Annotated in this window: 22 protein-coding genes; 12 read left to right on the top strand and 10 right to left on the bottom strand. The window is 69.6% G+C overall.

Translation table 11 applies throughout. From position 1 onward, the window contains the following. The first annotated feature begins 97 nt into the window (after positions 1–97). Positions 98–1,372 carry a cytochrome P450 gene (locus AJAP_RS23860; protein WP_038515347.1) on the top strand — a complete coding sequence of 425 codons (1,275 nt, stop codon included), beginning with the start codon at positions 98–100 and terminating at the stop codon, positions 1,370–1,372. Positions 1,373–1,376: 4 nt separating this feature from the next. On the opposite strand, the gene AJAP_RS23855 is transcribed toward AJAP_RS23860, so the two are convergent. Continuing rightward, positions 1,377–2,003, bottom strand: a complete 627-nt coding sequence (locus AJAP_RS23855) for an alpha-ketoglutarate-dependent dioxygenase AlkB (protein WP_038515345.1) — start codon at positions 2,001–2,003, stop codon at positions 1,377–1,379. Between the two features lie 100 nt (positions 2,004–2,103). Between AJAP_RS23855 and AJAP_RS23850 the strand changes: the two genes are divergently transcribed. Beyond that, positions 2,104–2,883, top strand: coding sequence for an alpha/beta fold hydrolase (locus AJAP_RS23850; RefSeq protein ID WP_038523754.1), 780 nt, complete (start codon positions 2,104–2,106; stop codon positions 2,881–2,883). Here the strand turns inward: AJAP_RS23850 and AJAP_RS23845 are convergent. Next, on the bottom strand, positions 2,855–3,442 hold the full coding sequence (locus AJAP_RS23845; protein ID WP_038515344.1) for a hypothetical protein: 588 nt from the start codon (positions 3,440–3,442) through the stop codon (positions 2,855–2,857). The two genes, AJAP_RS23850 and AJAP_RS23845, sit on opposite strands and share 29 nt — an antisense overlap. Before the next feature lie 126 nt (positions 3,443–3,568). Here AJAP_RS23845 and AJAP_RS23840 point away from each other — a divergent pair, with 126 nt between their 5' ends. Further along, positions 3,569–4,174 carry a LamG domain-containing protein gene (locus AJAP_RS23840; protein WP_038515342.1) on the top strand — a complete coding sequence of 202 codons (606 nt, stop codon included), beginning with the start codon at positions 3,569–3,571 and terminating at the stop codon, positions 4,172–4,174. Between the two features lie 32 nt (positions 4,175–4,206). On the opposite strand, the gene AJAP_RS23835 is transcribed toward AJAP_RS23840, so the two are convergent. Beyond that, positions 4,207–5,166, bottom strand: a complete 960-nt coding sequence (locus tag AJAP_RS23835) for a pseudouridine synthase (protein ID WP_038515340.1) — start codon at positions 5,164–5,166, stop codon at positions 4,207–4,209. A 235-nt stretch (positions 5,167–5,401) separates the two neighbouring features. Between AJAP_RS23835 and AJAP_RS44275 the strand changes: the two genes are divergently transcribed. Further along, entirely contained in the window at positions 5,402–6,343 is a 942-nt protein-coding gene (locus tag AJAP_RS44275; RefSeq protein ID WP_051972573.1) for a hypothetical protein, read from the top strand. Positions 6,344–6,448: 105 nt separating this feature from the next. Here the strand turns inward: AJAP_RS44275 and AJAP_RS23825 are convergent, their stop codons facing one another. Further along, complete coding sequence (locus tag AJAP_RS23825) at positions 6,449–6,847, bottom strand: DUF5313 domain-containing protein (RefSeq protein ID WP_038515336.1); 399 nt, start codon at positions 6,845–6,847, stop codon at positions 6,449–6,451. Positions 6,848–6,950: 103 nt separating this feature from the next. Between AJAP_RS23825 and AJAP_RS23820 the strand changes: the two genes are divergently transcribed. Both AJAP_RS23820 and AJAP_RS23815 read left to right on the top strand, forming a co-directional pair. Beyond that, complete coding sequence (locus tag AJAP_RS23820; RefSeq protein ID WP_038515333.1) at positions 6,951–7,394, top strand: MarR family winged helix-turn-helix transcriptional regulator; 444 nt, start codon at positions 6,951–6,953, stop codon at positions 7,392–7,394. A gap of 100 nt (positions 7,395–7,494) precedes the next feature. Beyond that, positions 7,495–7,926, top strand: a complete 432-nt coding sequence (locus tag AJAP_RS23815; RefSeq protein WP_038515331.1) for a DUF6292 family protein — start codon at positions 7,495–7,497, stop codon at positions 7,924–7,926. On the opposite strand, the gene AJAP_RS23810 is transcribed toward AJAP_RS23815, so the two are convergent. Beyond that, the gene (locus AJAP_RS23810) at positions 7,927–8,436 is read right to left on the bottom strand and encodes a YceI family protein (RefSeq protein ID WP_038515330.1); all 510 of its coding nucleotides are present in this window, start codon (positions 8,434–8,436) and stop codon (positions 7,927–7,929) included. It abuts the gene before it with no gap. After that, the gene (locus AJAP_RS44625) at positions 8,433–9,029 is read right to left on the bottom strand and encodes a hypothetical protein (RefSeq protein ID WP_038515327.1); all 597 of its coding nucleotides are present in this window, start codon (positions 9,027–9,029) and stop codon (positions 8,433–8,435) included. Before AJAP_RS44625 ends, AJAP_RS23810 begins: the two co-directional genes overlap by 4 nt. Before the next feature lie 112 nt (positions 9,030–9,141). On the opposite strand from AJAP_RS44625, the gene AJAP_RS23800 reads away from it, so the two are divergent. Further along, positions 9,142–11,853 carry a helix-turn-helix transcriptional regulator gene (locus AJAP_RS23800; RefSeq protein WP_038515325.1) on the top strand — a complete coding sequence of 904 codons (2,712 nt, stop codon included), beginning with the start codon at positions 9,142–9,144 and terminating at the stop codon, positions 11,851–11,853. Here the strand turns inward: AJAP_RS23800 and AJAP_RS23795 are convergent. Next, positions 11,843–12,589 carry a thioesterase II family protein gene (locus AJAP_RS23795; protein ID WP_193786320.1) on the bottom strand — a complete coding sequence of 249 codons (747 nt, stop codon included), beginning with the start codon at positions 12,587–12,589 and terminating at the stop codon, positions 11,843–11,845. The two genes, AJAP_RS23800 and AJAP_RS23795, sit on opposite strands and share 11 nt — an antisense overlap. A gap of 139 nt (positions 12,590–12,728) precedes the next feature. Between AJAP_RS23795 and AJAP_RS23790 the strand changes: the two genes are divergently transcribed. Next, positions 12,729–13,619, top strand: coding sequence for a TIGR03854 family LLM class F420-dependent oxidoreductase (locus AJAP_RS23790; RefSeq protein ID WP_084098315.1), 891 nt, complete (start codon positions 12,729–12,731; stop codon positions 13,617–13,619). Positions 13,620–13,923: 304 nt separating this feature from the next. Here the strand turns inward: AJAP_RS23790 and AJAP_RS23785 are convergent, their stop codons facing one another. Beyond that, entirely contained in the window at positions 13,924–15,444 is a 1,521-nt protein-coding gene (locus AJAP_RS23785; RefSeq protein ID WP_038515321.1) for an MDR family MFS transporter, read from the bottom strand. Between the two features lie 111 nt (positions 15,445–15,555). Here AJAP_RS23785 and AJAP_RS23780 point away from each other — a divergent pair, with 111 nt between their 5' ends. Genes AJAP_RS23780 through ligD form a run of 3 tightly spaced genes read left to right on the top strand, consistent with a single transcriptional unit; the run spans position 15,556 to position 18,830 of the window. Then, positions 15,556–16,707, top strand: coding sequence for a DUF1015 family protein (locus AJAP_RS23780; protein WP_084098313.1), 1,152 nt, complete (start codon positions 15,556–15,558; stop codon positions 16,705–16,707). 39 nt (positions 16,708–16,746) lie between these two features. Then, on the top strand, positions 16,747–17,826 hold the full coding sequence (locus AJAP_RS23775; protein ID WP_179948469.1) for an ATP-dependent DNA ligase: 1,080 nt from the start codon (positions 16,747–16,749) through the stop codon (positions 17,824–17,826). Then, positions 17,823–18,830 (top strand): non-homologous end-joining DNA ligase, encoded by a 1,008-nt coding sequence (gene ligD / locus AJAP_RS23770; RefSeq protein ID WP_038515320.1) that lies wholly within the window; start codon positions 17,823–17,825, stop codon positions 18,828–18,830. Before AJAP_RS23775 ends, ligD begins: the two co-directional genes overlap by 4 nt. Positions 18,831–18,887: 57 nt before the next feature. Here the strand turns inward: ligD and AJAP_RS23765 are convergent, their stop codons facing one another. Both AJAP_RS23765 and AJAP_RS23760 read right to left on the bottom strand, forming a co-directional pair. Continuing rightward, positions 18,888–19,154, bottom strand: a complete 267-nt coding sequence (locus AJAP_RS23765) for a hypothetical protein (protein WP_038515319.1) — start codon at positions 19,152–19,154, stop codon at positions 18,888–18,890. Between the two features lie 113 nt (positions 19,155–19,267). Next, positions 19,268–20,284, bottom strand: coding sequence for a CobW family GTP-binding protein (locus tag AJAP_RS23760; RefSeq protein ID WP_038515318.1), 1,017 nt, complete (start codon positions 20,282–20,284; stop codon positions 19,268–19,270). Between the two features lie 376 nt (positions 20,285–20,660). Here AJAP_RS23760 and AJAP_RS23755 point away from each other — a divergent pair, with 376 nt between their 5' ends. Further along, positions 20,661–21,869 (top strand): nitric oxide synthase oxygenase, encoded by a 1,209-nt coding sequence (locus AJAP_RS23755; RefSeq protein WP_038515317.1) that lies wholly within the window; start codon positions 20,661–20,663, stop codon positions 21,867–21,869. The last annotated feature ends 45 nt before the right edge of the window (positions 21,870–21,914 follow it).

Genomic DNA, 21,914 nt, shown 5'->3' with positions numbered 1-21,914 from the left:
ACGGCGGGTGAACAGCCGTCGAAATTCCTGTCCCGGCGGGCGACGGCGGCCTGTTGTGCCAGGTCAGGTGGTCGCGGGCTGGAGTAGGGTGCGAGGTATGGGGAGCATTCGCTCGCGCGTGCTGGCTTGGATCGGCCGCCGTTACCTCGCGCGTCAGCAGAAGAACGGTTTCGACCTGTCCAAGATGTCGGTCATCCCGGACAACGCGCTGCTGCCGCTCAAGCGCGACGGTCTCGATCCGGTGGCCGAGCTGGGCCGGATCCGCGCGGCGGAGCCGATCAGCAAGCTCGACCTGCCGTTCGGGATGAACGGCTGGCTGGTCACCGGCTACGACGAGGCCAAGGCCGTGCTGGGCAAGGTCGGCGAGTTCAGCAGCGACTTCACGAACCTGGTCGGGAACGCCGGCGTGACCGAGGACCAGAACCCCGGCGGGCTCGGGTTCGCCGATCCGCCGGTGCACACCCGGCTGCGGCGGCTGCTCACGCCGGAGTTCACCATGCGGCGGCTGTCGCGCCTGACGCCGCGGATCGACGAGATCGTCGCCGAGCAGCTCGACGCGATGGAGAAGGCGGACGGCCCCGTCGATCTGTGGGAGGCCTTCGCGCTGCCGATCCCGTCGCTGACGATCTGTGAGCTGCTGGGCGTCCCGTACGAGGATCGCGACGACTTCCAGCGGCTGAGCACCGCGCGGTTCGATCTCTTCGGTGGCGCGGGGGCGTCACTCGGTGCGATGACCGAGTCACTGTCCTATCTGGACGAGATCGTCAAGAAGCAGCGCGCGAAGCCGGGCGACGGTCTGCTCGGCATGCTCATCAAGGAGCACGGCGACGAGATCGACGACCGCGAGCTGGCGGGCCTCGCCGACGGCGTGCTCACCGGCGGGCTGGAGACCACGGCGAGCATGCTCGCGCTCGGTGCGCTCGTGCTGCTCAAGGATCGCGAGCTGTTCGAAACCGTCCGCGGCGACGACGATGCCGTCCACAAGTTCGTCGAGGAACTGCTGCGGTACCTGACCGTGGTGCAGATGGCCTTCCCGCGGTTCGCCAAGGAGGACATGGAGATCGCCGGGGTCCGGATCGCGAAGGGCGACATCGTGCTGGTGTCGCTCAGCGTCGCGAACCGCGACGGCGTCCTCGGCGAGGACATGGAGAAGTTCGACGCGACCCGCGAGCCGACGTCGCATCTCGCCTTCGGCTGGGGCATCCACCGCTGCATCGGCGCCGAACTGGCCAGGATGGAACTGCGCACCGCGTATCCCGCGCTGATCCGCCGGTTCCCGGAGATGCGGCTGGCGGTCGAACCGGAAGAGGTCGGCTTCCGGAAGGTCTCCATCGTCTACGGCGTCGACGCGTTGCCCGTGCTGCTGGACTGATCTTTCAGGCGACTCCTCTCGGGCGGAACTGGATGCTGATCCTCGGGCCGACCGGTTTGGCGGTCTTGGGGACGGCGTGTTCCCAGGTGCGCTGGCAGCTGCCGCCCATGACGATCAGGTCGCCGTGGCCGAGGGCGTGCCGGACCGTCTCGCCTCCGCCACGCGGGCGCAGCGCCAGCTGCCGGGCGGCGCCGACCGAGACGATCGCGACCATGGTGTCCTCGGTGCGGGAGCGGCCGGTGTCGTCGCCGTGCCAGGCGACACTGTCGCGCCCGTCCCGGTAGAAACACAGACCGGAGGTCACGAACGGCTCGCCGAGCTCGTCCGCGTAGTGCGCCGTGAGTGTCTCCCGCGCCTCCGTGAGGATCGGGTGGGGGAGCGGCATGCCTTCGCGGTAGTAGCTCAGTAGCCGGGGAACGGCGACGACGCGGTCGTACATCTGCCGTCGTTCGGCCTGCCACGGCACGTCTTCGGCGAGCCGGGTGAACAGTTCGTCGGCGCCGGAGAGCCAGCCGGGCAGCACGTCGATCCAGGCGCCGCGGGTCAGCTCGGTGCGCCGGAGCCCGTCGAGCGAGCCGAGCCCGAGCGCGGCGCACTCGTCGAACAGCGAGGCTTGAAGGGCGGGGGTCATGGCAACCGAACCTACCCCGGTTCCGATCATTTGTCGAACGGGTGTTCGATTGGGCGTAAATGACCTGATTCTGTCGGTGGGGTCGGGCACGATGGTCCGCATGATCCACACAGCGACGTCCGCGGACGGAACGCCGATCGCGTTCGAACGACGCGGCGAGGGGCAGGCGCTGGTCGTCGTCGCGGGCGCGGGCAACGACCGGCACGGTGACGAACCGCTCGTCGCGGAGCTGACGGCCGAGTTCTCCGTGGTGACCTACGACCGCCGGGGCCGGGGTGACAGCGGCGACACCGCGCCGTACGCGGTCGAGCGGGAGATCGAGGACCTGGCCGCGGTGGTCGCGGCGCTCGGTGAGCCGGTGATCGTGCATGGCATCTCCTCGGGCGGCGCGCTGGCGCTGCTCGCGGCCGCGGCGGGAGTGCCGATGGCGCGCCTGTCGGTCTTCGAGCCGCCTTATCGCGGCGAGACGGAAGAAGTCCCCGAGGGGTACGCCGACGAGATGCGCGAGCTGGTCGCGGCGGACCGGTGGGACGACGCCGTCGCGCTGTTCACGATGTCCGCGGTCGGCACTCCGGCGGAGGCCGTCACCGCGGCCAAGGCGACGCCGATGTGGGCGGAGCTGCGCTCGTTCGCGCCCACGCTCGTCTACGACGCCTTCGTGATGAGGGATTCCAAGGTCCCGGGCGAACTGGCGTCGATCGCGACGCCCGTGCTCGTGGTGAACAGCAACGGCAGCACCGACTGGCTGAAGGCCGCCGCTCTCGCCGCGGCGAAGATGGTCCCAGGGGCGCGGCAGGTCGAGCTGGACGGGGAGTTCCACAGTGTCGCGCCGGAGCGGCTCGCGCCTGAGCTCAGCGCGTTCTACCGGGATCCTCGGTGAGGCGCAGGTAAGCCGCGCCGCGAGGGGAGATCCGGTAGCCGACTTCGAGGCTGAGTGTCAGGCCCAGGTTCTTCAGCTTGCGGATGTCGATCTTCAACGGTTCCTTCTCGCGGCCGAGGAGGTCGGCGAGGTCCTGCGCGCGGCGGCCGGGATTTTCGGCGATGAGCCGCAAGGTCTCGTGCGTCCACGGGCGGCGGTTGTCCATCTTGGACAACCGCTTGCCGATCGCCTCGACGTCCTTTTCGGACAGTTCGGCGTCCGCGCTGAGCGCGTGCCGGGGATCGGGGCCGACGTAGCGCAGCCGGATCCGGTACACCGGGGCGTCCGCGGGGCCGCGCAGTGTCCCGCGGACCGCGTTCGCGGACTCCGCGCCGGAACGGCGGGCTTCGGCCTCGGTGATGTGGCCGGGGTCGACGATCTCGACCGAGACGACCTCGATCACCCCGGCTTCCAGCCGCATGACGTCGCCGGCGCGGACGTTCTGTTTCGACCAGCGCCGGAAGGTCAGGTCGATCGTCCCGGCCGCCAGTCCTTCGAGGACCGTCAAGGAGAGGATCACCGTCGTTACCCAATCAGCGGGACGCCGGAGCGTCAACGTCTTGTCCGATGACGGTTCGCGCTCGTACAGTCGCAGCCTGGTCCTGGTCTGGACCACCACCGCCGCCCTGAGTGTGCAGGAGGCAGGATGCGGAGACGACTTCGGACCGCCGGGGTGGCCGCGACGGCCGTCCTCGGCCTGATCGCGTCGGCGACGCCGGCGAACGCCCAGGTCGGAACGGGGCCGTGGACGGCGGAGAACCCCTCGTTCACCGTGCAGGAACGCGGATGCGGCCAGGTCGACGGGCTGAACTTCGAGCTGACCTGCTCCACCGGAAGCGGGGACCAACGGGCGGAACGCCGCTACGTGACCTACACCGGCGGGACCCGGCAGTTCGAGGGATCGTTCCGGATCGCCAGCATGGCGGGCAGCCGGATCAGCCTGAAGCAGACCTTCCGCGACGCGCCGACCGCCGGACCGTACTTCATGCTCGCGGTCGAACGCGGCGGGCGGCTCTACGCCGTGCACGGCGGGGACACCCTGGGAAGCGGCGCGACCGTCGGGACGTCGGTGCGGGTCAACACCGTGCACCAGGTCGGGAGCACGCACAAGGTGTACATCAACGGTTCGCTGAAGCAGACCGTGAGCAGCAGCGGCGGGAGCTATTACGACAAGTTCGGCGCCTACCGGACGGCCAGCGGCGCCGGGCCGGTCAAGGTGACCTGGAGCGGGATCAAGTTCTGGCGGAAGTGAGCCGGGGTCGCCTCGTGGTGGCGAGGACGGTTCTAACCGTCCTCGCCACTCACGAGGCTCGGGCCGCGGCGCCACGCGTCGAGATCCGTCCAAGCCTGGAGCGTCCGCCTGCTCTCGAACCGGCGGCGTTCCCCGGTGACCGGATCGGTGAACTCGAGGACCTTCGCCAGCAGCTGCAAGGGTTCGGTGAAGTCGTCGAGCGGGGTTTCGGTCAGCTCCGGGTAGAAGTCGTCGCCGAGAATCGGCAACCCGAGGCCGCTCATGTGCAGTCTGAGCTGGTGGGTGCGGCCGGTCGCGGGGATCAGCCGGTAGCGGCCGAGACCGTCGCGGTGCTCGATCAGCTCGACGCGGGTCTCGGCATTGGGCGGCCCGTCGATCTCCTGCGCGGCGATGACCCCGCGTTCCTTGACGATGCGGCTGCTGATCTCGCGCGGCATGGCGACGGCAGGATCGTGGCGCGCGATCGCCTCGTATTCCTTGTGCACCAAGCGGTCTCGGAACATCGTCTGGTATTTGCCGCGGACTTCGCGGGTGATCACGAACAGGATGAGCCCCGCGGTGACCCGGTCGAGCCGGTGCGCGGGGGTGAGCCGCGGGAGGTCGAGGTCGCGGCGCAGCCGGACCAGCGCGGTCTGCAGGATGTGCCGTCCACGCGGGATCGTCGCGAGGAAATGCGGTTTGTCGGCGATGAGGAAATGCTCGTCGCGGTGCAGTACGGAAACCTCGAACGGCACCTCGACCTCGTCGGGCAGGTCGCGATGGAACCAGATGAACGAGTCCGGCACGAACGGCGAATCGACGCCCAGCGGCCCGTCGAGCCCGACGATGCGTTCCTCGCGGAGCATCTCCTCGATCCGTTCGGGCGCGACGCGGGGAAGCCGCTCGACGAGGTGCTCGCGCAATGTCGTCCACGGCCCCTCGGCGGGCATCTTGAGCCTCGCGGGATCGAGCCCGTGGCGGGGCGGGAGCGGCGGGCGGAGCTTGCGTCTCATCACCGCGCACTCTAGCCGCGCTCCTGGTCGGGGGCGGCTGCCCGTGGTCTCCCGCGGTGCTCCCATGTTGCGAAAGCCACTTTCGGGACATCAGACGTCGCGAAAGTGGCTTTCGCGACACCGCGGGGTCGTCGACGCCGCAGGACTTGTCCACAGTGGGGCTGGTGTGGCGAGTTGTCCACAGGGCAGGCGAAAGGTACTGGCGACCGAGGAGTGGGGAGCCGACGATCATGAGGTGAAATCCGGAGATTGGGCTCGTGATCCCGAGGGGCTCTACCAGCACAGCCGTGGGGGCGTGATCACCGTCGCCCGGTTGACGGAACTCGGCGTTCCGTCGAGGACGTGTTATCGCCGGTGCCGTCCGGGAAAGCAGTGGCGTCGGCTGCTGCCGGGAGTCTTGATGCTGAATTCCGGCGAGCCGACCCGACGCCAGCTGGTCGAGGCGGCCCTGCTGTATGCCGGACCGGATGCCGTGGTGACCGGAGCTGCCTCGTGTCGTCGGCACGGGCTGAAAATGCTGCCGGACGGCGCTTTCCGCGTTCATCTCCTGGTGCCACTCGAACACAAGGTAGGCAGTTCGGGGCACGTGATCATCGAACGAACGACTCGGCTACCGCAGGCGATCACGATCGACGGAGTACCGCTGGCGCCGTTGAGCAGGGCGGTCCTCGACGAATGCCGTCGGCTCGGCTCGAGGCGAGAGGTGTCCGCTCTGCTGGCCGAGGCGGTGCAGCGGGGTGTGAGCCTCGCGGAGCTGTTCGCCGAACTCGACGCCGGGAGCAGCCGCGGCACGGCGATCCCGCGCGAGGCGCTGCATCGGATCGCCGACGGAGCACGGTCGGCGGCGGAGGTCGACGCGATGAAGGTGTGGCGGCTGACCGGCTTGCCGGAACCCTTGTGGAATCACGAATTGCGCGACGAGAACGGCGAATACATCGCGACCGCCGATGGCTACTTCGTGGCGGCGGGTCTGGCTTGGGAGATCGATTCGTACGACTTCCATTTCGGCAAGCAGCAGTACGCCGCGACGGTGGCGAGAGACGCCAGGTACGCGGCCGCCGGCATCGTGGTTCTTCAGACCTTGCCCAGTCGCTTGCGAACGGAGCCCAAGCGTGTCGCCGCGGAACTCGTGGCCGCGTACCGTGCCGCCGAGGCCCGTATGCGTCGCGCCGCCTGATCGGACAGGAACCACGTCTCTTCAGTGTCGCGAAAGCCACTTTCGCGACGTCTGATGTCCCGAAAGTGGCTTTCGCGACATCTTTGGTGGCGGAGCCGAAGAGCGTCAGGAGTTCGGCTGGTCCCGGTACCGCGCGAGGTACCGCTCGGTCACCTCGGCCTCCGCGACCGCAGCGGCCTCCGCGCGGGTCTGGCGCCCGATGCCCGGCGGGAAGCCGTTCTTGGCGAGCCGGTGCTCGATGCTCTCCTCCATGTAGGCCATCGAGTAGAAGTACGCCACGAGCGCGGCCATCAGCACGATCGCCAGCCGCAGGGTGAGCGGGCCGGGCAGGAGCAGCCACACCGCGCAGAGCGGGGCGATCATCACCGTGCTGCGGGCGACGTGCCGCCAGCGCCAGCTTCCGGTGGTCGCGTCGTGGAGGATCCACTCGTGGTAGCGCTCGGGCAGCCTGCCGCCGAGTGAGTACCAAAGCCAGCGGAACACGTCCGGGCGCTTGCGGGGCATCGGGCGACTCCTTCCTTCGATACCATCACAGTACACTAATCATTAGTACGCTAAATATTAGCGTCACCGCTAGGATCGGCGGCATGAACTCGGAGGGCGCCAGATGAAGTCGATCGATCTGGGCGAGGATCCGCTCGCCTTGGAGCGTCAGGTGTGTTTCGCGCTGTCGGTCGCGTCGCGCAGCGTCATCGCCATCTACCGTCCGCTGCTGGAACCCCATGGGCTCACCCATCCGCAGTACCTCGTCATGCTGGCGCTCTGGGAGCGGGGCCCGCAGGCGGTCAAGGACCTGAGCATCGCCCTGCGCGCCGAACCCGCGACGCTGTCACCGCTGCTCAAACGGCTGGAGACGATCGGTTACGTCACTCGCCGGCGCAGTTCCGAGGACGAGCGGCTGCTCACCGTCGAGCTGACGGAATCCGGTCGCGCGTTGCGCGCGGAGGCGGAGAAGATCCCGTATCGCGTCGTGGAGAAGCTCGGCATGGAGGTCTCCGAGCTGGAGGCGCTGCACAAGGCCCTCACCCGCGTCATCGAGGCCACTGCTTGAGCGAACCGAAACCGGGGTGTGACGAAATGAGGGTGTGAAGCCGCTCCGGGGTGGGTAATTCCCGTCACGCCAAGTCAAAGTGACAGGAAGATGAGGGACCGTGACCACCTCGACCCCCGCGCCCACGGAAGCAGGTCTGGAGCTCATGACCAGGCTGAACGCCTACCTGGAGGACGTGGCCGCGGCACTGGGGATACGGCGGGATTCGGGCACGGTCGACCTCACCGGTCCGGTCACCGCCCAGCTGAGGCTCAACTGGCGCCTCCCCGGCTTCCCCGAGCGCGACGTCGACCTGATGTGGCACGAGGAGCACGGCTGGTCGGCAGCCGTGGCGACGCATTCGGACGACGATCACCACGTCGTCGTCGCCTATCTCGGCGGCCGCACGGTGGCGTCGCATCCGCGTCTGGTCGCCAGGTTCGCCGAGACCCTGCGGACCGGCGACCACCAGGACTGCTGGCCCGGTCCGCCGGCGTTGCGCACCGCCGCCGGACCTTCGTCGCTCGCCAAGGAGCTCGCCGCCTGGGCCTGATCACCCAGGTGGGGCGAGGACCACGTCGAGCGCGATCGTGATCTCCCGGCCGATCAGGAATCTCGGCGCGCGGAGACCGATCGCCCGCCGGTCGAAGACGGCACCGGCGAGCACCCGCCAGGTGCCGTCGCCGTTGTCCTCCGGCCCGGTCGCGGTCACCGTGAGGGGGCAGGACTCGCCGCGCGCGCCGAGCGTGCCCTCGACCGTCCATCCGTCCGGGCCCTCGTCGGCCCGGTCCGCCGCGAAGGTCAGCACAGGCTGAGCGTCGATCGCCAGCAGACCGGGTTTACGCAGGTCGGCATCGCGTTTGGCGTTGCCGGTGTCGATCTTGTCGAGGTCCAGTGCCGCTTCGACGACGACGCCGTCGGCGGAGACCCGCACCGAGCCCAGGCTGACCGGGATCGAGCCGTGGACCACGCGGAACCCGAAGTTCCGGACGGTGAACGTGGCCGAGGTCCGGTCGGCGAGCACCGTCCAGGTGCCGACCCGCGCGGACGTCCCGGCGGTCATCGCGGCTCACCCACCAGGCCGAGCGAGGGCAGTGACGTGTGGAGCACGCGGTGGACGTCGACCCGGTCCGGGCCCGGCAGCAGCGCGGGATCCTCGCCGGGCAGCAACTCCGTCGCCATGATCGTCTTCTGGACCGCCTCCATCGCCTCGATCGACTCGGTGAAGCCGAGAATGAGGCTGGACCGGTCTTCGGCGGTCAGGACGTAGAAGCCGCCGACCCCGTCGAGCCCCCGCACGGCGGGCCAGATCCGCTCGCGTCCGCCGAACTCGGCGGCGTCGGCCTGTTCCTGGGTGAGCGGCCGGTCGAACCAGGTCGCCTGCGCGATCCTGGGCTCGGCCGCGCCGCCTTCGACGTCGGCGACCGCGTAGACACGGGCGTCGAAGACATGGGCGGCACGGCGGTCGGCGGCGGCGAGCGCTGACCCGCGGTCGCGCCACAACGCGACGACGAGTCCGGTCAGGCCGCCGACCTGGGCGAGGGTGCAGGTGCCCGGCGACCCGGTGCCGGGATGGAGTTCGGCGGCGAGGGCGTGGCCCCAGCCCGCGGACTCGTCGGCGTGCGAACGCCGGAACTGGTGGACGGTGGCGTACATGGGCTTTCCTTTCCCGTCGGACGTGCCGACTCTGCGCTCCCGGCGGCCGCCGGACATCAGTGCCAGTACGCAGGGCGGTACGGAATCGGGCCCGGAGAGCGATACTCCTTGCGTGAACCGGGAACCGTTCGTGGGCCGGGAGGGCGAACTGGCGAGCCTGCGCGGCAGACTCGCCGACGCCGCCGCGGGCTCGGGTGGGCTCGTGCTCGTCTCCGGTCCACCCGGGATCGGCAAGACCCGGCTGGTCGAGGAGGCGACGGCCGCCGCGTCCGGCGTCGTGTGGGGCCGGTGCGCCGACGATCCGGGTGCGCCGCCGCTGTGGCCGTGGCGCCGCGTCGGCGAGGCGCTGCCGTCGGTCGATTCGGCCGTGAAGACCGCTTTCGCCGAGACCGAGGGCGCCGGCGACGTCCAGGCGGCGCGGTTCCGGCTGGTGGCCGCCGCGGCGGACGCGCTGGTGGCCGCGGCGGAACCGGCGGGCCTGGTCGTCGTCCTCGAAGATCTGCACTGGGCCGATGAGGCGTCGTTGCGGCTGTTGCGCCATCTGGCGGGGGAGTTACGGCGCTCGAAGCTGGCCGTGGTCGCGACGCACCGGGACACCGGGCACACTCCCGCGCTGGACGCGGCCCTGCCGGATCTCCTCCGCCGTCCTGGCGCGCGGAGCATCACGCTGCCGCCCTTGGCCGAGTCCGACGCGCGGGCGCTGCTCACCGGACTGACCGAAGAGGACGTACGCGAGGCCTATCGCCGCTCCGGCGGGAATCCGCTCTATCTCGGCGCGATCGCGCGTTCGGCCGGTGGAGCGGAACTCGGCCACCTCGTGCGGACCGCGGTGGCCTCCCTCGAGCCGGAAGTACGGCGGCTGCTCGCCATCGCGGCGGTGCTCGGCGAGGACGTCGACGCCGCCTTGCTCGCGGAGGTGTCCGGCCTGTCGGCCGGCGAGGTCGCCGATGGGCTCGATCAGGCCGAAAAGGCCGGGGTGCTGGGTTCCGGCCGGTTCGCGCACGCCGTCGTCCGCGACGGGATCTACGCGGATCTCGGCCAAGCCGAACGGGAAACGTCGCACGGTCGCGCCGCGGCCGCGCTCGAAGGACACGCCCGGCATGAACCCTCGCTCGCCGGGACGGTCGCCGGGCATTGGCTGCGTTCGGCGACCGCGCCGGCGAAGACGGCGGAGTGGGCGGCGCTCGCGGCCGCGGAAGCGAACCGGGCACTGGCCTTCGACGAAGCGGCGCGTTTCCTCGCGATGGCGCTCGACGCCCGCGCGAAGGCCGGACTGTCCGAAGTGGACCGTGCCGGGCTGCTGCTCGACCTCGCCGTCGCCGAATACCGGACGGGCAGGTTCGCGCGAAGTCTCGACCATGCCCGGCTCGCCGCCGACGCCGGGCTGATCGCCCGCGCGGCGCTGGTGGTCCGCGACGTCGCGGCGCCGGATCTTCTGCCCGGTATTCGCGACCTCGCCGTCCGCGCGCTCGCGGCCGAAGGGGTCGACCGGACGACGCGGGCACGCCTGCTGGCGCACAGCGCCTCGGTGGAAGCCGATTACGGCCGGTTCGCCGATGCGGAAAAGCTCGCCGACGAAGCCTTCGCGCTCGCCGACGAAGCGGGCGATCCGGAGGCGCTGGTCGACGCCGTCCGAGCCCGGATGAAGGTCGCTCCGGACAAGCTGCCGCTGTCCGAACGGCTGCGGCTCGGCGCGCTGGCGGCCGACCTGGGCTCGCGTACCCGGCAGCCTCTGGTTTCCTTGTGGGGCCACAAATGGCGGATCGACGCGGCCTTGGCGGACGGGCGGATGGCGCTCGTCGACGACGAACTCGTCGCGGTGACCACGCTGGCGCGGCTGACGAGGCTGCCGCTGGTGCGCTGGCACGACCTGCGGCTGCGCAGTTCGGTGCTGGCGTTGCGCGGAGACCTGGCCGAGGCGCGCGAGCTCGATCTCGCGGCGGAGGAACTGGCGGACACCGAACTCGCGGACGACTTCTCCGCGAAAGGGATGTCCTACGCGTTCCGCACCCAGCTCGTGCTGCTCACAGGTGATCCCGGTGACCTGCGAAAGGGCTACGCGGGTCTGCTGGACCGGGCGCCGCATCTGCCGGTCACCTTGGTCTCACGCCCGTTGCTGAGCCTGCTCGCGGGCGACCTCGACGAGGCGAGGGTCCGGTACGAACAGCTGGTCCCGCTGGTGCGGAGTCCGGAGTTCGCGCTGCACGCCACCGGCGCGCTGCCCAATCTCGTGCCGCTGGTCGAGGCCTTTCGAGACGTCGAGATGGCGGAATACCTGTTGGGGCGCCTCGAAGAGGTGCGGCCGACCGTGTCCGGTGGCGCGGGTGTGTTCTGTACCGGATCGAGCCTGGAGCACCCCGCCCGGCTCAACGCCTTACTGGGCCGCCACGACGAGGCGGCGAGGCTGTTCGAGCAGGTCATCGCGATCAACGAAGGCATCGGCGCGCGGCCCGGTGTTGCTCAGGCACGGTTGCTGCTCGCCGAAGTCCTCGTCGCCAGGGGCGATTTCGTTCGTGCGCAAGGGATCGCGCGCGACGCCCTCGACGAGTTCCGGCGGCTGGCCATGCCGGGACCGCTCACGCGGGCCGCGGCATTGCTCGAGCGGGTCCGCGCCGAACGCCGCGCCGCGGACCCGCTCACCGGGCGGGAACGCGAGATCGTCGCCCTGCTCGCCGACGCGCTGAGCAACCGCCGGATCGCCGAGAAACTGGTGCTTTCCGAACGTACGGTGGAAAGCCACGTCCGGAGCATCCTGGCGAAACTGGGTCTGGCGAACCGGACCGAGGTCGTCGCGTGGGCGAGCAGGGAAGGTCTCAGGGACTGACGGTCAGCTTGCCGAGAATGCGCGCGGCGACGGCGTCCAGGTTGTCGTCGAGGAAGAAATGCCCGCCCGGGAACACTTCCAGCTCGAAGGAGCCGCTGGTGTGTTCGGCCCAGTTCTCGGTGTCCGGCACTTCCAGGACCGGGTCGGCGTCGCCCGCGAGCGCCACGATCGGGCAGCTCACGTCGGGGCCGGGCCGGTACCGATAGGTCTCGACGGCCTTGTAGTCGCCGCGCAGCGCGGGCAACGCGAGCGCGCGGATGTCCGGGTCGTCGAAGATCGTGGGGTCCGTGCCACCGAGACGGCTGACCTCGTTGAGGAAGGTGTCGTCGTCGGCGAGGTGGTGCGCGTTCTCCTTCTGGATGTCCGGGCCGCGGCGGGCCGAGACGAACAACGCCGCCGGCACGATGCCGCGCGCTTCGAGCCGCCGCGCGACCTCGAACGCGGCGATGGCGCCCATGCTGTGGCCGAAGAGGGCGAAGGGTTTCGGGAACGCGGCGACGACGTCCACCAGTTGCTCGGCGAGGACATGCAGGTCGTCGACGACCGGCTCGCCCATCCGGTCCTGCCGTCCGGGGTACTGGGCGGTGTGCACCTCGACGGTGGGTGACAGAGCGGCCGAAAACGAGCGGTACGCGCTGGCGGACCCACCGGCGTGCGGGAAGGCGATGAGCCGCATCCCGGCCGTCGGCGCCGGATGGAAGCAGCGCGTCCAACTGCTCAGAACCTGTCCTGCCATTCGAAAATCCCCCAATCCGCGCGGGAACGACCCGCACGACACTGGAATGTACGGGGGAATCGCGGAATGAGTCCATGCTTGTGCGGGGTTGTTCACGCTGGGAACACTGGACACCGGGGCTCGGCGGATGGGAGCGGATGTGGCGGAGGACCTGAAGATCAGGGTCGGTGCGGGGCTGGGGACCGGGACGGCGCCCGAGGAGTTCGGCGCCGCGGTCGATCTGCTGGAGCGGGCGGGTGTCGACTCGCTCTGGCTGCCCGAGGCGGTGTACTCGCCCAGGATCGATCCGGTCGTCGGGTTGACGCACGCGCTCGCCCGCACCACGAAACTGAAGGTCGGCACCGGGGTGATGGTGCTGCCCGGCCGCGATCCGGTGCTGGTCGCCAAACAACTCGCCTCCCTCGCCGCGCTCGCGCCGAAAAGGGTGCTTCCGGTCTTCGGCCTCAAGCCCGCGCGCGACGCGGAACTGCCCTTGTTCCCGGTGCCGCAAGGCCGCCGCGCCGCGGTGTTCGACGAGTCGTTGCGGCTGATCAGGGCCTTGCTGGAACAGGAGGAAGTGACCTTCGATGGCGAGTTCTTCCGCGTCGAGGGGAAGGGGCTCGGCCTCACCCCGCTCAAACGGCTCGACCTCTGGCTCGGCGGGAAGGCGCCCGGCGCGCTGCGGCGGGTCGGCAGGCTCGCCGACGGCTGGCTGGCCAGTTTTCTCACTCCGGAAGAGGCCCGGGCAGGCCGCGAGGCGATCCAGGAGGCCGCCGCCGAGGCGGACCGGGAAGTCGAGGCCGACCACTTCGGGATCAGTCTCCTCGTCGCCGAGGACGGGATCCCGGACGCGCTCGCCGCTTTGGTCGCGGCACGGTCCGGCGCGGATCCGGCGCGGCTGATCGCGGACGGCTGGAGCGCCGCCCGCGACCTGATCGCCGAGCACATCGATGCCGGGCTGAGCAAGTTCGTGCTGTACCCGGCCGGGCCGGAGCCGATCGAGCGGTTCGTGGAGAACTTCGTCGAGCACGCGGTCCCGCTGCAGAACTGAGTGGGTCACCGTGGTCGTGACCCCGGTCCGTGAAGGCCTCCTTGAGGGACTCGGTTTGCTTGCCCAGCTTCTCCGCGCTTGGAGTCGTTGATGAAGGATTTGGGACAGTGAACGTCCCAAATCCTTCATAGACAACGCTCGACCGGTCTGGAACGGAGCGAATCCCGCTCACGCACAGGTCAGACGTAGCTCGATTAATACCGGTCCGTGAAGGCCTCCTTGGGGGACCCAGAGTCCCTCAAGGAGGCCTTCACGGACTGCTGCAAGAGCGGGGTGGCGTGGCACGACCCATCGGACCGACGCCCTAGTCGAACTTCAGTTCTTCGGTCCGCCGCGGCATCAGCAGCAGCGCGCCGACGCTGAGCACGGCGACCACCAGCATCGCCAGGAAGACGTGATGCGTGGCGTCCGCGAGGGCGCCCCGCACGAACGTCGTCGTCGCGGTTTCCGGACCGTTGCCCTCCAGGACGACACTGGTCGCGTCGACGCCGGACGGCAGGCCGGTGACCCCGGCCGGCGGGTTGGCGAAGCGGTTCGCGAGGGTCGCGTTCGCGATCGCGCCGAAGATCGCCACCCCGACCGCGCTGCCCAGCGAACGGCTGAACATGTTGGTCGCGGTGACGACGCCGCGGCGTTCCCAGCCGATGGTGGACTGCACGGCGATCAGCGTCGGGCTCGACGCCAGCCCCAATCCCAGCCCGAGGACGAACGCGGCCGCGGCCGCCAGCCAGATCGACGAACCCGCCGCGAGGAACACCGTGAGCGCCGCACCCGCGATGACCGCGCCACTGCCGATCAGCGCGGTGTCCCGGAACCCGATCCGCATGTAGATCCGGCCCGCCAGCGACGCCGAGATCGGCCACCCGACGGTCAGCGCGGCCAGCGCGAATCCGGCGACGAGCGCGCCGGTGCCGAGGACGCCCTGCGAGAAGGTCGGCAGATACGACGTCAGACCCATCAGCAGCATGCCGACGACGACGGCGACCAGGTTGCCGCCGATCAGGGTCCGTTTGGTGAAGATCCACAGTGGCAGCACGGGCTCTTCGGCCTTGCGCTCCACGAACACGAACGCCACCAGCAGCACCGCCGCGGCGGCGAAGATCCCCAGGCTCGGCGCGGACGCCCAGCCCCAGGCGACCCCGCCCTCCAGCAGGCCGAGGATCAGCAGCGAGCAGCCGAGGGTGAGCAGCGTGGCGCCGAGGTAGTCGATGCGGTGCGAGCGGCGTTCGACGCGCTCGCGGAAGTTCCGGAACAGCATCCACGCCGCCAGCGCGCCGAGCGGCAGGTTGATGAAGAAGATCCAGCGCCAGTCGAGGTATTCGGCGAACACGCCGCCCAGCGTCGGCCCGACCACCGACGAGATGGCCCACACGCTGGCGAGATAGCCCTGCACCCTGGCGCGTTCCTCGACGGTGTACATGTCGCCGACCATGGTCAGCGCGATCGGCTGGATGGCGCCCGCGCCGATGCCCTGCACCGCGCGGGCGGCGATCAGCACCGGCATGCTCCAGGCCGCGCCGCAGAGGACCGAGCCCAGCAGGAACGCCGCGATCCCGAAGAACATCACCGGACGCCTGCCGAGCACGTCGGCGAACTTGCCGTACAGCGGAACGGTGACCGCCTGGGTCAGCAGATAGATCGAGAACAGCCACGGGAACTGCGAGAACCCGCCCAGATCGGCGACCACCGAGGGGACCGCCGTGGCGATGATGGTCGAGTCCAGCGCGATCAGGCCGGAACACAGCATCACGGCGATCAGGACGGGACCGCGTTCGGACCGGAAACCGACCCCTTCCTTCGCGGTGACCGGGGCCGGGGTGGTCATCTGTGACGGTCTCCTCAGGCTCATGAACGACGTCAACTACTTCGCATGGGTAAGCATTCCACGGAGACACCCGGTCATGGGACCGATTTTTTCCGTGAGCTATCCCGCAAAATGGATCGGATGAGCACCTGGATCCGCCCGATCGACCGTGGCTGGGTAGTCCGCGACACCGTCCCGGGGCCCGACGTCGACGAGTTCGCCGACCCGGACCGGGTGGCCGCCGCGCTCGCCGGGGCCCGCGGCGACAGCCTGCTGGCGGTCCAGCATCCGGCGAGAACACCGGCCGCGCTGGCGGGCGGGCTTGCGATCGAGGCGGCGTTGCCGCAGGCCAGGGCGACGTTCGAGCGGATCCGGGAGCGGCACTATCGCCCGGTCTCCGCCGTGGTGGCGCCGTATCGCATCGACGGGCCGGACGGCGTCGCGCTCGGCGTGCTCTGCCTCGTCGATCCCGCCGCGGTCCGCGACGACGGCGTGACCCGGGTCCGGCACACTGAGGACGTCTATCCGGACGTCGTCGAGGAACGGGCCGCGATGCTCGCCGGGCTCGGTGTCGCGACGAGCGCCGCGATGCTGGTCCCCGCGACCGGCGGCCGCGAGCTGACCGCGCTGATCGAACGGATCTGCCGCGGCCGGGTCCCCAGCCTGTCCACAGTGGACGGCGCGGGCCGCAAGCACGAACTGTGGCTCACCGGCCCCGGCGAAGACCAGGACGAACTGCTGGCGACCCTGGACGGTCTGGATCTCCTGGTCGCGGACGGAAACCACCGCGTCGCGGCAGCGGCGGCCTCCGGGCGCGGCGCGTTGCTGGCGCTGGTCACCGGCGGGCCGGGGCTGCGGATCGGGCCCATCCACCGGGTGCTCGCCGGCACCGGTCTCGACGTGGACACCCTGGTCCGGCGCTGGACGGAGGCGGGGTACGACGTCCGCCCCGGCCCGGCGGATCCGCCGTCCGAGGCGGGCGAGGTGACCGTCGTGGCGGGGACGGCAGCCTTCCGGGTGTCGCTCGGCAAGGCGGGCGGCGACCACGCGGTGGTCGAACTGGAGCTGCTCCGCGGGGCGCTCGGCGTCGATCCGGAAGGTCCGAACGTGCGCCCGTTGCTGCCCGGCGTGCCGGTGCCCGAGGACGCGGACGCGGTGCTGCTGCTGGCCCCGGTCCCGTACGCGGAGGTGCTCGCCGTGCACGCGGCCGGGGCGCGGATGCCGAGGAAGGCCACCTATTTCACGCCGAAACCACGCAGCGGGCTCCTCCTGGCCGAGCTCTGACGTCGCGCTTTTGTCGGTGGCGCGGCTTAGGATCGCCTCGTGGAACTGCCCGTGATGCCGCCCGTCAAGCCGATGCTGGCCAAGGCCGTGCACCAACTGCCGCGCACGCCTGGGCTGCTGTACGAGCCGAAGTGGGACGGCTTCCGCTGCGTGGTCTTCCGCGACGGTGACGAGGTCGTGCTGGGCTCCCGTAACGACAGGCCGCTGACGAGGTACTTCCCCGAGCTGGTCGAGCTGCTCAAGGAAGCGCTGCCCGAGCGCTGCGTCGTCGACGGCGAGATCGTGCTGGTCACCGAGGGCGGGCTCGATTTCGAGGCGCTCCAGCTGCGCCTGCATCCGGCGGCGTCCCGGGTGAAGATGCTGGCCGAGGAGACGCCGTCCAGTTTCGTCGTGTTCGACCTGCTCGCCCTGGACGAGCGGGATCTCACACCGGAACCGTTCGGGCAGCGGCGGAAGCTGCTCGAAAGCGTGGTCGACACGCAGTTCGCCCGGGTGCACCTCACCCCGCTGTCCGAGGATCCCGACGTCGCGCAGGACTGGTTCACCCGCTTCGAGGGCGCGGGCTTCGACGGCGTGATGGCCAAGCCCGCCGACGCGCCGTACGAGCAGGACAAGCGGGTGATGTGGAAGGTCAAGCACCAGCGCACCGCGGACTGCGTCGTCGCCGGATTCCGGTGGCACAAGGACGGGGTGGGGATCGGGTCGCTGCTGCTCGGGCTCTACGACGACGACGGCGTCCTGAACCATGTGGGCGTGGCCAGCAGTTTCACCGCCGCGAGGCGCCGCGAGCTGGTGGACGAGCTCGCGCCGCTGCGGGAAAACGCGCTGGAGGACCATCCGTGGCGCGAGTGGGCCGCGGCTCATGAGGAAGCGGGCGGCCGGATGCCGGGGGCGGGCAGCCGGTGGGCGCCGAACAAGGACCTGAGCTGGGAGCCGGTCCGCATAGAATGGGTCGCCGAGGTCCGCTACGAACACGTCGAGGGCACCCGGTTCCGTCATGGCGGGAGGCTCGTGCGCTTCCGTCCCGACCGCGAGCCCGCTTCGTGCACGTACGCGCAGCTCGAAGAGGTCCCGCCCGCGGAGCTGGCCACCTTGTTCACGGAGTTGGGGGAAACATGAAAGCGGAGCCGGTCACGCTGGATCTCGACGGCGTCGAGTTCACGGTGTCCAATCCGGGCAAGGTCTACTTCCCGGAGCGCGGCGAGACCAAATTGGACCTCGTCGAGTACTACCGCGCGGTCTCGGTCCCGCTGCTGGCGCAGCTCGGCGGCAGGCCCCTGTTGCTGGAGCGCTATCCCGACGGGGCCGGCGGGAAATCGTGGTACCAGAAGCGCGTCCCGAAGAACGCTCCCGGCTGGCTGACCACGACGGTGGTGTCCACTCCGAACGGGACCACCGCGGACGCGCTCGTGGCGAAGGACCTCGCGCACCTCATCTGGGCGGTCAACCAAGGTTGCCTCGGTTTCCACGTCTGGCCGAACCGGGCCGACACGCCGGACATCAGCGACCAGTTGCGCATCGACCTCGACCCGTCGCCGGGGATCGGGTTCCCCGAGTTACGGCACGGTGCCGTCCTCACGAAGGCGTTGCTCGAAGAGCTGGGCATCACGGCGCAGCTGAAGACCTCGGGTTCGCGCGGTCTCCATCTCTACGTGCCGCTGGAACCGAAATGGGACGGCTACGAGGTCCGCGCGGCCGCCGTCGCGCTCGCCCGCGAACTCGAACGCCGCCACCCGGACGAGATGACGGCGCAGTGGTGGAAGGAAGAACGCGGTTCCCGCGTGTTCGTCGACTTCAACCAGAACGCGCCGCACAAGACGGTGTTCGGCGCCTGGTGTGTGCGGCCGCGGGTCGGCGGGCAGGTCTCGACGCCGATCGGCTGGGACGAACTGGAGACCATCGAGCCGGACAAGCTCACTCTGTCCACTGTGCCCGCCCGTCTCGCCGAACGCGGAGACCCTTGGGCGGCAACGGAACCGCAGTCGATCGAGCCGCTGCTGGAAATGTCCAGGAAGGACATGGCGAACGGGCTCATGGACGCGCCTTGGCCACCCGTCTACCCGAAGATGCCGAACGAGCCGCCCCGGGTCGCGCCGAGCAGGGCGAAGAAAGAAGGCATTTAGTCCTCTGAATGCGATCCTTGCGCGCGCAACCATCGCATTCAGAGGACGAAACGCGGGTCAGAGTGGCAGGTCGAAAGCGAGTTGCGTGTTCACGGCGGGTTCGGCCTTCCGGCCGGACCGGTGACCGGGCAGGGTCGCGGCGCAGCGCGGGCACGGGGCAACGTCGGTGGTGGTGAGATCCACCGGCGTCCACAGGCGGGATTCCTTGTCCCCGCAGGCGGAACGCCGGTACCGGAGGTCTTCGGAGCGGGTCATCAGATGCGCGGCGGGGGAGTCCTCCGGCAGCGCGCCGACCAGGTACCAGCGTCCGGCGGTGTTCGTCATGGAACTGTCCTCCCGATACAGGTGGTCCAGCTCGAGATTCCTTCCGCAAAACAGTGTCAAGGAGACGCGCCGCGATTCCCGGTATTTCGGCCTTCGGCGTGTCTCGACCCGATTCAGTCCTGAATGAACCGCAGCACGCGCAGCATGCCGCGTTCGTCGACGACCTCGGGATCGTCCGCGACACAGGCTTCGAGGCGCGCGGTGACGGCCTCGGTGTCGATCCCCGATCCGATGAGCACCAGTTCGCTCCGACGCGGGAGGCCGGATGGCCACGCCGACCGGTCCAGCTGGATGAACGAGCCCACCGTGTGCAGGCCGAAGCGGGACCGCGCGCCGTTCGGGCCGAAGTCGAGGAAACCCTTGATCCGGTAGAGCCCGCCAGGACGCTGTTCGAGGAAATCCATCAGCCGTCGCGGGTCCAGCGGGCGTTCGGTGGTGAAGGCGACGCTGTCGTAGGCGGTGTGGAAGTGGTGCTCGTGGTCGTGCTCCTCCTCGCGGAGGTCGTCGAACGACATCTGGCCTGCCCGTTCGCGCGGCCGGGCGTCGAAGAACAGGGTGGGGTCGATCCGGCCGTGGGAGGTCGCGATCACCGGCGTGCCGGGCGCGATCTCGTCGATCGTGCCGCGCAGTTTGGCCAGGGTCTCCTCGTCGGCCCGGTCGGTCTTGTTGAGGACGACCAGGTCGGCGAACCCGAGGTGCTCGTCCAGTTCCGGGTGCCGCTTCCTGGTCGACTCGAACTCGGCGGCGTCGACGAGCTCGACCAGTCCGCCGTAGGCGATGACGGGGTTCTCGCTGGCGATCATCAGGCGGATGAGGTCACGCGGTTCGGCGAGCCCGCTGGCCTCGATCACGATGACGTCGATCCCCGCCTCGGCCTCGGAAAGCTTCGCGAGCATGGCGTCGAGGCCGCTCGCGTCGACGGCGCAGCACAGGCAGCCGTTGCCGAACGACATCATGGTGTCGACCTGGCCGGAGACGGCCATCGCGTCGACCGCGATGCTGCCGAAGTCGTTGACCACTACCCCGATCCGCGCACCCTGCCGGTTGGCCAGCAGGTGGTTGAGCAGGGTGGTCTTGCCGGAGCCGAGGAAGCCCGCGACCAGGATGACCGGAATCCGCCTGTCGACCACGATTTTCCTTTCTCCTCGGAGCTCCCCGCACTCTAGCGACGGTGGAGGCGGGTCAATACACCGGCAGGGGGAAAGAGTAGAAGAGTCAGGGAGCGAATACGCTCGAAAGAGTGATAAATGACGATCATAAAGTGATCTTGGATGCATGTGATCGTTTCGTTCGAGGAAATTTGGTGAATATCCCGCGAAGTCTTACTCAATTCCAAATATTGTCGTCGGCAAGCTTTCTACCTGCCGAAATGTCATCGTGGTCGAAGCTTCTGCCATTTGGTGGATCGTGGCCGTCTTTCTGTGGGGTATCGTCTTTCGTCTGGTCCGGACCCGGCCAGCTCGCCGATCAGGCATGAGCCTCCGGGCATTTCCGAGTGCAGGAGGAATGGTGATCGTTCCCGCCGCCGGTGCCGGCGTCGAATTCGGAGAGTGGGAGGCCGAGGTGGCGACGGCGTCCATGCGGGTGACGGATATCCCTCGCTTGCCTCCGGAGGTGCGGCCGCGGGAACGGAGCGTGGACGTGGCGGAGGCCGAAGAGTTCCTCCGGCTCTTCCATGCCGAAACGGACGGCGGGCAGGCGCGGCTTCACGCCCGGCTCGACCGGGTCCGTGCCGAGATCGACGCGACCGGCACCTACCGGCACACGACGGCCGAGCTCGAATTCGGCGCCCGGGTGGCCTGGCGGAACTCCGCCCGGTGCATCGGCAGGCTGTACTGGCAGGGGCTGAAGGTGCGAGACCGCCGCGACGTCGAGGGCGCCGCCGCCATCGCCGACGAGTGTGCCACCCATTTGCGAGAGGCTACCCGGGGCGGCCGGATCCGCTCGACCATCACCGTGTTCGCGCCGGACGGCCCGGCGGGGCCCGGTCCGAAGATCCACAACGATCAGCTCGTCCGGTACGCGGGCTACCGCCTCGGCGACGGCTCGGTGCTGGGCGACCCGCGCCACGCCGACTTCACCGAGACCGTCCGGGAGCACGGCTGGCGGCCGCCCGAACGGAAGGGTTCCTTCGACGTCCTCCCGCTCCTGATCGAGACCGAGCAGGGGGAGCGGAGCCTGTTCCGGCTGCCGCCGGACTCGGTACTTGAGGTCCCGTTGTCGCATCCCGACCACCGGTGGTTCGCCGGGCTCGGCCTGCGCTGGCACGCGGTACCGGCGATCAGCAACATGCGGCTGGTCATCGGCGGGCTCACCTACCCTGCGGCGCCGTTCAACGGCTGGTACCTCGCCACCGAGGTCGGCGCGCGCAACCTCGCCGACGCCGACCGCTACGACCTGCTGCCGGTGATCGCCGATCTGATGGGCCTGTCGACGAAGTCGGAACGCACCCTGTGGCGTGACCGCGCGCTGGTGGAACTGACGCTGGCCGTGCAGCACTCCTTCGACGCGGCGGGCGTGACCGTCGCCGACCACCACACCGAATCGCGGCGGTTCCTCACGCATATCGCCAAGGAGGAACGCGCGGGACGCCGTTGCCAGGCCGAGTGGAGCTGGATCGTCCCTCCGCTGTCCGGCGGCCAGACCGCCGTGTTCCACCGCTACTACGACGAACCCGATCCGGCCGCGAGGCCGGCGTTCCTGCCTCCCGGGTAGGGCCCCGACGGGTGAAGAGGTGAGCCGAATGCGGCGTGTCGATGG

The sequence above is a fragment of the Amycolatopsis japonica genome, assembly GCF_000732925.1.
In the GTDB taxonomy this organism is placed as follows: domain Bacteria; phylum Actinomycetota; class Actinomycetes; order Mycobacteriales; family Pseudonocardiaceae; genus Amycolatopsis; species Amycolatopsis japonica.
This window is presented reverse-complemented; position numbering and strand designations above follow the sequence as displayed.